Below are 10,752 nucleotides of genomic sequence, written 5' to 3'. Positions count from 1 at the left end.
GGCTGTCGTTCTCCGGCGCGGTCGGCGAATTGTCCAGTGCCGAAGGGCCGTTCGTCGTGGTGGTTATGGGGGGGGGGTGGTCGGTGGCGTCGTTATCGGCTCTTGGTCGGGGTGTGGGGTGTTTGGGGCCGGGTTGTGGGGCGATCCGGGGCCGGGGGGGGCCGAGACGGCCGCCTGCTGCGCGTCGTCGAGCACGAATTCGATCGGCTCCGTGGCGGGCAGTCCCTGCGGCTGCGCCCCCGACTGCTCGGCGTGCTCGCGGACGGGCCTCTCGAGCAGCGCGTCGACGAACGACAGGATGGTGGTGCCGTCCAGACCGCAGTGCTCGACATTGATCCCGGCGCTGCCGTCGCCGAAGACGACGAACGAGACGGCCTTGTCGAACCAGCGGTTGCCGCTGTCGCCGTGCAGCAGCTGATCGCAGGCGTGCTGGGTGTCGCGGGGCGTGAAATCCTCGAGGCACAGGCAGAACAGCGCGGTCTCGATGGTGTCGAGCGCCGCGGCGTTGACCGGCTCGGCGCGCAGGCCCGTGCGGACCGCCGCCCAGTCGGCGCGCGCCATGGTCGTCAGGTGCCCCACCGCGTTGTAGGTCGCCGCCGGGCGGGCCGCCGCCTTCATCGTCGCGCACAGGCCGTCGACGAGGTCGTCGTGGCTGTGCGGGGTGCCGTCGGCGCCGATGACCTCCATCCGGAACAGGTTGCCGCGGAACAGGACCACGATGTGCCGGGCCTGCGAATGTCCCGGCCACTGCTCGCTGTAGGGCACCCGGACGGTGTCCTGCGGGTCGCCCGGAATCCTGGTCTCGGAGAACAGGAACTTGTTCTGCGCCATCGACAGGTGCTGCCCGCGCTGGGTGACGGGCGGGACGGCCTCGGCGTCGAGGCGCAGCTTGTAGTTCACCGCGGCGGTGACGATCGCGGCGGCGCGCTCGGCCTGCCGTTCGGAGGTCGAGCGGGCCAGCGGCGTGTCGTTGCGGAACAGGAAGAAGAAGTTCGCGTTCAGCGCGATCCGGTCGCGGCGGCCCAGGTACCGCGACGGCCAGAATTCGTCGAGCCAGCTGGCCACGCCCGGTTCCGCATCGAATCGCTGCAGGTCGGCGTGCAGGATGCGCGCCGGACCGTCCGGCCGCAGCAGGTCGGCCACGGCCCGCTCGGTCGCGGACCGCTCCTCCTCGGACAGCAGCGGCGCGCTCCATTGCAGGAATCGCGCGCAGCTGTCCTCCAGGGTGGGCAGCGGCACGCGCGGCAGCTGGTCGTCGAAGGCGAAGGTGCGGTCGGTCACGGGCGGTCCTCGTCTCTGGTCGGGCGGTCGTCGTCGGGTACGCAGAGATGTAACTGGGCGTGCAGCCACCCCTCGGCCTCCAGGCCGGTCGGGTCGATCCCGTTGGCGGACAGGGTGTTCAGCACGTGGGCCTGTTCGTCCTCCGAGGCGAAGCGGCGCTGCCGGAAGGTGCCGGGCACGCGCTCGATCCGGTACCCGAGCTCGGCCAGCTGTTTCGCGATCGGCTCGAAGTCGAACATGCGCAGCACGAAGTGTGCCATCCAGGGCCGCCGCGTGTCGTGCGCCCGCGCCACGCGCAGCAGGGTGCGTTCGGTGATGTAGCCGACGCAGCCGGTGGAGATCACCAGATCCGCCGAGGCCAGCAGGCGGCGCTGGGCCTCGGTCGGCTCGTTCGCCTCCAGGTCGGCGTGCACCATGTCGTGCAGCAGACCGGCGGAGACCGCGTATTTCAGCGCCGGAGCGGCGGCGTCCATGCCGATGAATCGGACCTCGGGCCGCGGGCCGCTGGCGGCCAGCCGGGCCCGGTCGCGGGCCTGCCGCGCGGCGGTGTCACCGGGCCGATAGTGCTCGGCGAGTTCGGCGATAGTGGCGTCGAAGCGCATCAGCGCCGCGGCCACCCCGTAGGAGCAGCCGATGTCCAGCACCGTGGGCGCGCGGCCCGTCGCGGCGCGATAGTCCTCGATGAGCCGCTCGAAGTGCGGTTTCGCCAGTTCCGGGATGCAATAGTCCAGCTCGGCCATACGGCTGTAGTAGGCGGCGGGATCGGGGCGGTCGTAGATGTCGTCGAACGAGGCTTTTCCGGTACTGTGCAGCGAAACCGGCACGGGCGCTTCCTCTCAGTCGAGCAGTCGGTCGCCGCGGACGGCGCCGGCCGCGGCGATGTGATCCGGGAGTACCCGCCCGAACAGCTGCCGGGTGCGTTCGACATTGCCGACGACGCCGGACTGCTCGCTGTAGGCGAAGATCGTGGTGTGCCGCTGGCTGGTTCCCTCCACCGGCGACACCCGGTGCAGCGAGAACCGCCCCTGGAACAGCTGGAGGTCGCCGGGGCGCAGTTCCAATCTGCGGATCAGGTGCGCACCCTCACCCATCAGCACCGCGCGGACGGCGGAGAGATTCTCGTCCTCCGGGGTGCGGATGCCCGGGCAGTACTCGAAGACCCCGCCCGCCTCCGGTGCCCGGGTGAGCATGGAGACGGTGAACGCGTTGGTGTCGAAGTGCCACGGATGCGACATGCCGGGCGCCACCACGTTCAGGCACAGCCCGGCCAGCGGGTCGCTGAACTCGTGCAATTCGGCCAGCCCGAAGCAGTCGGCGATGAAACGCTGGAAGACCGGGTCAGTGTAGAGCACCTGGATCAGGGCGTCGGCGGGGATGAGATCGCGTGCGACGAAGGCGTTTCCGCGCTCGAGCACGATATTGCCCGGGTGGTCGGGCGGCAGGTCGGCGTCGAGCGGGATGTTGTAGGCGTTGACCTTCTCGACCGTGTAGTACGCGTGTGGCGCCAGGGCCTCGCCCTCGGCGCGCAGGGTGTCCAGTAGCTCCGGGCGGAGGAAACCGCTCAGGACGCAGCAGCCGTCGGCCGCGAGGTCGTCTCGCGCCCGCGCCACCACGCGGTCCCAGTCGGCGCTTCCGGGTTCGTCCAATGGATACCGACCGGTATTGACGATTCGGTGCAGGGACGGTGAAACGACCTGTCTCCCAGCGTCTTCGGGGCCTCCGGCATCCGCCTCGTGTCCATCGGCCCGCTCCCCGGTCGAAGTCATGCAGCCCATTCTGTACTGCCGAGGAATAACACGCCCGGGATTCACCAAGATCACTGTCAAACCTCACAAACCCGCGAGTAACGCTGTGCGCCACGGCTATTCCCACGCACAACCGTTGCGAATGCGCCCCTCGCTGCGCCGCAGCGCCGCGACCCGGCACGATCGCCTCCGGCGGCCGCCCCGGGGCTACTCCCATCCAGAAGCACGATCACGGCGATCGTGTCCCGTCCTCACACCGACCGGCGCACCGCGCGGAGATCGTCGACGGTGAGGCCGACCAGCGAATCCCGGATGACCAGGCCCGGGCGCTCGGGAACGGGGATCTCGCAGGGCACCACGAGCACCGCGCAGCCCGCGGCGGCCGCGGCCTGCGATCCGGTGGGCGAATCCTCCACGGCGACACACTGTTCCGGGGCTACGCCGAGCAACTCGGCACCGCGCAGATACGGGTCCGGGGCCGGTTTCCCGCGCGCCACCTCGTCACCGCAGACGGTGATGTCGAAATACTCGCGGCCGAGGGTGTCCAGGCAGAGCTCGGTGATCTCGCGGGTGGTGTTGGTGACCAGCCCCGTCCGCAGGCCCGCCTCGCGGACGGCGGCCAGGGCGTCCTTGGCTCCGGGCCGCCAGGGAATGGGCCCCGCCATCAGCTCCGTCACCCGGCGATGCAGCCAGTCGTCGGCCGCGGCGACCGCCGCCGGGTCGGGTTCCAGGCCGAGGCCCGCGAAGATGATCCGCAGGGCGTCGGGCGCGGCCGCGCCGATCAGCGCGTGCCGGATCTCCTCGGTCAGCGCCCCGCCCAGCTCGACCGCCAGCTCCCGCACTCCGATATCCCAGAGCTTCTCCGAGTCCAGCAGCGTGCCGTCCATATCCCACAGGACCGCCGTCAACGCTGGCACGTGCTCCCGACCTTTCCTCGCTGCTCACCCTCGCACCGGCCGAACGGCAACGGTACCGTGCGGTCGGCCGGGCCCCGCGAGTCTAATCGGTCGACGACGGCGGCCGACCCGGCGCTCCCCCTCAGCCGCGCTCGGAGCCGACGATCAGCGGGCGGCCGCCGTCATTGACGACCCGGAACCACCGCTGTTCGGACTCCTGCTGTCCGTTCTTGTAGCGGTAGGTGATCGTGGCGACCGCGGTGTCACCGTTCTGCACGATGTTCGATGCGCTCACGGAGCTGAACTGGCTCCAGAACCTGACGTACGAGTCGTACCCACCGGTTTGTGCCTGATAGGACGGCGACAGCGACGACCAGGCGCCACTGACATTGCCGGGCAGCATCCCGTAGTAGTTCGCGACGAACGCGCTGGCGCTGACCGGCGGCGGGGCCGTCGTGGAGGGAGGCGCCGTGGTCGTCCCCCGCGGCGCCGAGGGCGTGGGGGTCGGGGCGCTGGAGGGCTGGGCGCTCGGGGTCGCCGGAGCGGTCGAGGGGGCCGGGGCCTGTCCGCGGGTGGGCTCGCCCTGATCCGCCGGAGGCGCGACGACCGAGGAGGGCACGGGCCCACCCGGATTCGGCTGCGACGACTCGCTCGCGACCGTGCCGCCCCCGTCCCCGCCGTTGTTCAGCGCGGCGATCAGGCCGATGACCACCAGAACCACGACCGCGCCCGCCGCGAGCAGGCCGAGCGCGCGCCGGTTCTGCCGGATCGCGGGCGGCTTTCGTTGCGGTGCAGGCGATCCCGCGGGAACGGTCCCGCCGCCGGGCGGCGGGGGCGCACCCGCCGGGACATGCACGGTGGGGTCCTCGGCAGTGCCCGCGGCGGCACCGGACAGCACGGTGGTGGCCGCCGCATCCAGCGGCGCACCGGGTTTCGGCAGCACCTTGGTCGCGGATTTCGGTGCCGGGGCCGCCCGGCCCTCCGCGACCGCCGCCAGGGCCGTCTGCGCCTCCCGCATAGTGGGCCGATTCCCGGCATCGGCGGCCAGGAGTTCCATCAGTACGGGGGCCAGCGTGTCGGCGTGCTGCGGATACGGCACCTGCGCCCGCGCCACGGAATGCAGTACGGCCAAGGGGTTGTCGCCCTCGCCGAACGGCGGCTTGCCCTCGACGGCCGCGTACAGCGTCGACCCGAGCGCGAACACGTCGGAGGCGGGTTCCGGATTCTCGCCGCGCGCCACCTCCGGCGACAGATAGGCGGGGGTGCCCGCGAGGAATCCGGTGGAGGTGACGGTGACGTCGCCGACGGCACGGGAGATGCCGAAATCGGTGATCTTCACCGTCCCGTTGTCGGCCACCAGGATGTTCGCGGGCTTCACGTCCCGGTGCACGATGCCCGCGTCGTGGGCGGCGGTCAGCGCGGAGGCCACCTTGGCGCCGATGCGCGCCACCTCCCGCGGGTCCAGCGGGCCCTTGTCGCGCATCAGCGCGGCCAGGCTCTGCGCGTCGACGAACTCCATGACCAGCCAGGGCTGGCCGTCCTCCTCCGCGACGTCGAACACGGTGACCGCGTTCTGGTGGTGCAGCCGGGCCGCGATCCGGCCCTCCCGCATGGCCCGCAGCTTCGCCTCGAGCGCCTGCGCGCGCGTCAGACCGGGCGCCAGCAGCAGCTGCTTGACCGCGACCGTGCGTCTGAGCCGGACATCGGTGGCCCGCCACACGACACCCATCGCCCCCGTCCCGATGGGATCACCTAGCCGGTATCGTCCCGCGATCAGCCGGTCTGACGTCATGTTGTTGTACCCCTCTTGCGCTCACGCAGTGTCTACTCGTGCCATGAGCGGGGCCCTGCGTGGTGACGCTCCGCTGCCGTCTCCGGGCCTGACGGCTCATGTCGGGCCGTCCCGCCACTCTGCGTGTGCAGCCCGGAAACCCTCGAAAATTCTACGCGTTGAAGTATTTTGCTTCCGGATGCAACAGGACGAACGCATCCGTCGACTGCTCCGGATGCAGCTGCAACTCCTCCGACAATGTCACACCGATGCGCTCGGATTCCAATAGCGACACCAGTTTTGCGCGATCCTCCAGGTCGGGGCAGGCGCCGTAGCCGAAGGAGTAGCGGGCGCCGCGATAACCGAGCTTGAAGTATTCCTGCACATCGTCGGGATCGTCGTCGGCGACCGAATGTCCTTCCAGCACAAGCTCTTCGCGGACGCGCCGGTGCCAGTACTCGGCCAGCGCCTCGGTGAGCTGCACACCGATGCCGTGCACCTCGAGATAGTCGCGGTAATTGTCGCCCGCGAACAACTCATTGGCGAAATCGGCGATCGGCTGGCCCATGGTCACCAGCTGGAACGGCAGGACATCGACCTGTCCCCGCTGCGCCGCGAGTTCGCGGGAGCGGATGAAGTCGGCGACGCACAGGAAACGGTCGCGCTGCTGGCGCGGGAACGTGAACCGATACCGTTCCGGCGCACCGGCATCGGGCTCGGTGAGCACGACCACGTCGTCGCCCTCCGAGACGGCCGGGAAATACCCGTAGACTACCGCGGCGTGCTGCAGCACGCCCTCCGCGGTGAGCCGGTCCAGCCAGTAGCGCAGCCGCGGGCGCCCATCGGATTCGACCAGTTCCTCGTAGCTGGGCCCCTCTCCACCGCGCTGCCCGCGCAGGCCCCACTGCCCCAGGAACAGCGCGCGCTCGTCGAGCAGGCTCGAATATTCGCCCACCGCAAGGCCCTTCACGATCCGGGTGCCCCAGAACGGCGGCACCGCGACCGGCAGGTCGGCGGCGACGTCCGAGCGGGCCGGGACCTCGATCGGGGTCTCGTTGGCGCGGCGCTCGGCGGCGATGCGTTTCGAGCGCTCGTGCCGGGCCTTGCGCGCGGCGGCCTTCTCCCGCTCGGCCGCCGCCTCCGGGCTGTCGTCGACGATCGCGCCACCGCGCTTGCGGGTCATGATGTCGTCCATCAGGCGCAGGCCCTCGAACGCGTCGCGGGCGTAGTGCACATCGCCCTCGTACACCTCGGTGAGGTCGTTCTCGACGTAGGACCTGGTCAGCGCGGCGCCGCCGAGCAGCACCGGGAACTGCCCGGACATGCCGCGGGAGTTGAGTTCCTCGAGGTTCTCCTTCATCACCACCGTCGACTTCACCAGCAGCCCGGACATGCCGATGACATCGGCCTTCTTGTCCACCGCGGCGTCGAGGATCGTCGAGATCGGCTGCTTGATACCGAGATTGACCACCTCGTAGCCGTTGTTGGACAGGATGATGTCGACCAGGTTCTTGCCGATGTCGTGCACATCGCCCTTCACCGTGGCCAGCACGATCCGGCCCTTGCCCGAATCGTCGGTGGCCTCCATATGCGGTTCCAGGTGCGCGACCGCCGACTTCATCACCTCGGCCGACTGCAGCACGAACGGCAGCTGCATCTGGCCGGAACCGAACAGCTCGCCGACGGTCTTCATCCCCGCCAGCAGCGTCTCGTTGATGATCTGCAGCGGCGGCACCTCGGTCATCGCGGCGTCGAGATCGGCGTCCATCCCGGCCTTCTCGCCGTCGACGATGCGCCGCTCGAGCCGCTCGAACAGCGGCAGCGCGGCCAGCTCCTCCGCGCGTGACGCCTTGGACGAGGAGGCCGACACCCCCTCGAACAGCGACATCAGCTTCTGCAGCGGGTCGTAGTCGGCGGTGCGGCGGTCGTACACCAGGTCCAGGGCCGTCTCGCGCTGCTCGTCGGGAATCCGGTTCATCGGCAGGATCTTCGACGCGTGCACGATCGCCGAATCCAGTCCCGCCTCGACACATTCGTGCATGAACACCGAGTTGAGCACCTGCCGCGCGGCCGCGTTGAGGCCGAAGGAGATGTTCGAAAGGCCCAGCGTCGTCTGCACATTCGGGTGGCGGCGCTTCAATTCCCGGATGGCCTCGATGGTTTCGATGCCGTCTCGCCGCGACTCCTCCTGGCCCGTGCCGAGGGTGAAGGTCAGGCAGTCGATGATGATGTCGGACTCCGCCAGCCCCCAGTTGCCGGTGATGTCGGCGATGAGGCGCTCGGCGATCGCCACCTTGCCCTCGGCCGTGCGCGCCTGGCCCTCCTCGTCGATCGTCAGGGCGACCACCGCCGCGCCGTGCTCGGCCACCAGCTGCATCGTCTGCTGGAACCGCGATCCCGGACCGTCGCCGTCCTCGTAGTTCACCGAGTTGATCGCGCAGCGCCCGCCCAGATGCTCCAGACCCGCTCGCAGCACCGGGGTTTCGGTGGAGTCCAGCATGATCGGCAGCGTCGACGCCGTCGCCAGCCGCGACGCCAGCTCGGACATGTCGGCCGTGCCGTCGCGGCCCACGTAGTCCACGCACAGGTCCAGCATGTGGGCACCGTCGCGGATCTGGTCCTTCGCGATGTCCAGGCACTTCTGCCAGTCCTCCGCCAGCATCGCCTCGCGGAATGCCTTGGAGCCGTTGGCATTCGTGCGCTCGCCGATCATCAGCACCGACGCGTCCTGCTCGAACGGCACCGCCGTGTACATCGACGACACGCTCGGCTCGTGCACCGGTTCCCGCGGCGCCGGGGACACCTCGCGCACCGCCTCGGCGACCTGGCGGATGTGCTCGGGTGTGGTCCCGCAGCAGCCGCCGACCAGCGCCAGCCCGAACTCGGTGACGAAGCCGCGCAGCGCGATCGCCAATTCCTCGGGAGTCAAAGGATATTCGGCCCCGTTCGCGCCCAGCACCGGCAGGCCCGCGTTGGGCATCACCGACACCGGCAGCCGCGCGTGCTTGGCCAGATACCGCAGATGTTCGCTCATCTCGTCGGGGCCGGTGGCGCAATTGAGACCGATCATGTCGACGCCGAGCGGCTCGATCGCGGTCAGCGCCGCGCCGATCTCACTGCCCACCAGCATCGTGCCGGTCGTCTCCACCGTCACGTGCGAGATGATCGGAATCCGCCGCCCGGACTGCACCATCGCCCGCCGGCTGCCCGTGATCGCCGCCTTCACCTGCAGCAGATCCTGGCTCGTCTCCACCAGGATCGCGTCGGCGCCGCCGTCGAGCATGCCCAGCGCCGCCTCGGTGTAGGCGTCGCGCAGGGCCGCATACGGCGCATGCCCCAGCGTCGGCAGTTTCGTCCCCGGGCCCATCGAGCCCAGCACGAAACGGGCCGAGCCGTCGGCCGAGGGCCCCATCTCGTCGGCGACCTCGCGTGCCAGCCGGGTGCCGCGCTCGGACAGGTCCCGGATCCGGTCGGCGATGTCGTAGTCGGCCAGGTTGGGCAGGTTGCAGCCGAAGGTGTTGGTCTCCACCGCATCCGCGCCCGCCTCGAAATAGGCGCGGTGGATGGTGCGCAGGACATCGGGGCGGGTCTCGTTGAGGATCTCGTTACAGCCCTCGAGGCCGCGGAAGTCGTCCAGTGTCAGATCCGCGGCCTGCAACATCGTGCCCATCGCCCCATCACCGACGACGACCCGTCGGGCAAGCGTGTCGAGCAGGGTGGTATCGAACTCGGCGCGGGAGGAGACAGACATGTACTCAAGAGTAATTGCCGACTCGGACAGTTCCGACCGGAGGACCGCGGGTAGGCCGCTCCGCCTGGTGATCCCCGCCACACTCGCGGAGTCCACTGTCCCACTTGTGCACGAAACCCCCACGGAGCCAGACCGATTGCTACGTTGCGGGCTCTTTCTGCGCATTCCGGCCGGGCTACGACGCGGATCCTGGACCTGCGGTACGGTCGGCACCGGACACCGCGGGCCGACACGCGCGTTGGTTCATATGCCATGAACCGCATGGCCTCGACACCGTAGGCTGACCGGGTGAACCCCAGTGCATCATCCGATCCGGAACTGCCGACACTGCGTGATCCGGTGCTGGTCGCCGCCTTCGAGGGCTGGAACGACGCGGCCGACGCCGCCAGCGGCGCCGTCGAGCATCTGGAACTGATCTGGGACGCCGAACCGCTCGCGGAACTGGACTCCGAGGACTATTACGACTACCAGGTGAACCGGCCGACCGTCCGGCAGGTCGACGGCGTCACGCGCGAGATCCAGTGGCCCTCGACCACGCTGTCGGTGTGCTCGCCGTCCGGGAGCAGCCGCGACATCGTGCTGCTGCACGGCATCGAGCCGAATATGCGCTGGCGCAGCTTCTGCCACGACATCCTGGAGCTGATCGAGCAGCTGCACGTCTCGACGGTGGTGATCCTCGGCGCCCTGCTCGCCGACACCCCGCACACCCGGCCCGTCCCGGTCACCGGCACCGCCTACAGCAAGGATGCCGCCGAGCGGTTCAACCTGGAACAGACCCGCTACGAGGGTCCGACCGGCATCACCGGCGTGCTGCAGGACGCGTGCGTGCGCGCGGGAGTCCCGGCGGTCTCGTTCTGGGCGGCGGTGCCGCACTACGTCTCGCAGCCACCGAATCCGAAGGCCACCATCGCCCTGCTGCACCGGGTGGAGGAGGCCCTCGATCTCGAGGTCCCGCTCGGCGAACTGCCCGCTCAGGCCGAGGACTGGGAGGCGGCGGTCGACGAGATGACGGCCGGTGACGAGGAGGTCATGGAGTACGTGCGGTCGCTCGAGGAGCGCGGCGACGCCGCCATCGACCTCAACGAGGCCATGGCCAAGATCGACGGCGATGCGATCGCCGCCGAGTTCGAGAAGTATCTGCGCCGCCGCGGCCCCGGCGGGTTCAGCCTCTGACGCCGGAGGCGGGGGGGGGGGGCCCCCCCCCCCCGCCCCGGGGGGGGCGCGGGGTGTTAGGTGGGTGGGGGGGGGGGGGGGGGCCAATTTGCGCCCCCCCCGCGGGCCCAAGGCCAACCCCCCCCCGCCCGGCGG

7 protein-coding genes are annotated in these 10,752 nt (G+C 70.0%); 1 reads left to right on the top strand and 6 read right to left on the bottom strand.

Going from position 1 to position 10,752, the window contains the following annotated elements:
• Window positions 1–63: 63 nt before the first annotated feature.
• From QH290_RS25690 to metH, 6 genes are all read right to left on the bottom strand, one after another.
• Window positions 64–1,281, bottom strand: coding sequence for a choline/carnitine O-acyltransferase (locus QH290_RS25690; RefSeq protein WP_280385687.1), 1,218 nt, complete (start codon window positions 1,279–1,281; stop codon window positions 64–66).
• The gene (locus QH290_RS25685) at window positions 1,278–2,105 is read right to left on the bottom strand and encodes a class I SAM-dependent methyltransferase (protein ID WP_280269984.1); all 828 of its coding nucleotides are present in this window, start codon (window positions 2,103–2,105) and stop codon (window positions 1,278–1,280) included. Before QH290_RS25685 ends, QH290_RS25690 begins: the two co-directional genes overlap by 4 nt.
• 12 nt (window positions 2,106–2,117) lie before the next feature.
• Window positions 2,118–2,927: a HalD/BesD family halogenase gene (locus tag QH290_RS25680; RefSeq protein WP_280385685.1), complete on the bottom strand. Its 810-nt coding sequence runs from the start codon at window positions 2,925–2,927 to the stop codon at window positions 2,118–2,120.
• Window positions 2,928–3,277: 350 nt separating this feature from the next.
• On the bottom strand, window positions 3,278–3,943 hold the full coding sequence (locus tag QH290_RS25675) for an HAD family hydrolase (RefSeq protein ID WP_342213767.1): 666 nt from the start codon (window positions 3,941–3,943) through the stop codon (window positions 3,278–3,280).
• A gap of 121 nt (window positions 3,944–4,064) precedes the next feature.
• Window positions 4,065–5,714: a serine/threonine-protein kinase gene (locus QH290_RS25670; RefSeq protein ID WP_280385682.1), complete on the bottom strand. Its 1,650-nt coding sequence runs from the start codon at window positions 5,712–5,714 to the stop codon at window positions 4,065–4,067.
• 151 nt (window positions 5,715–5,865) lie between these two features.
• Window positions 5,866–9,444, bottom strand: a complete 3,579-nt coding sequence (gene metH, locus QH290_RS25665; protein WP_280385679.1) for a methionine synthase — start codon at window positions 9,442–9,444, stop codon at window positions 5,866–5,868.
• A 288-nt stretch (window positions 9,445–9,732) separates the two neighbouring features.
• Between metH and QH290_RS25660 the strand changes: the two genes are divergently transcribed.
• Complete coding sequence (locus tag QH290_RS25660) at window positions 9,733–10,617, top strand: PAC2 family protein (protein WP_280269988.1); 885 nt, start codon at window positions 9,733–9,735, stop codon at window positions 10,615–10,617.
• The last annotated feature ends 135 nt before the right edge of the window (window positions 10,618–10,752 follow it).

This window comes from Nocardia wallacei (assembly GCF_029869545.1).
GTDB classification, from domain to species: domain Bacteria; phylum Actinomycetota; class Actinomycetes; order Mycobacteriales; family Mycobacteriaceae; genus Nocardia; species Nocardia wallacei_A.
This window is presented reverse-complemented; position numbering and strand designations above follow the sequence as displayed.

What these genes read in the sequence shown, in the direction of transcription:
- QH290_RS25670 (WP_280385682.1), bottom strand. Translation starts at nt 5,714, where the DNA reads ATGACGTCAGACCGGCTGATCGCGGGACGATACCGGCTAGGTGATCCC.
- metH (WP_280385679.1), bottom strand. Translation starts at nt 9,444, where the DNA reads ATGTCTGTCTCCTCCCGCGCCGAGTTCGATACCACCCTGCTCGACACG.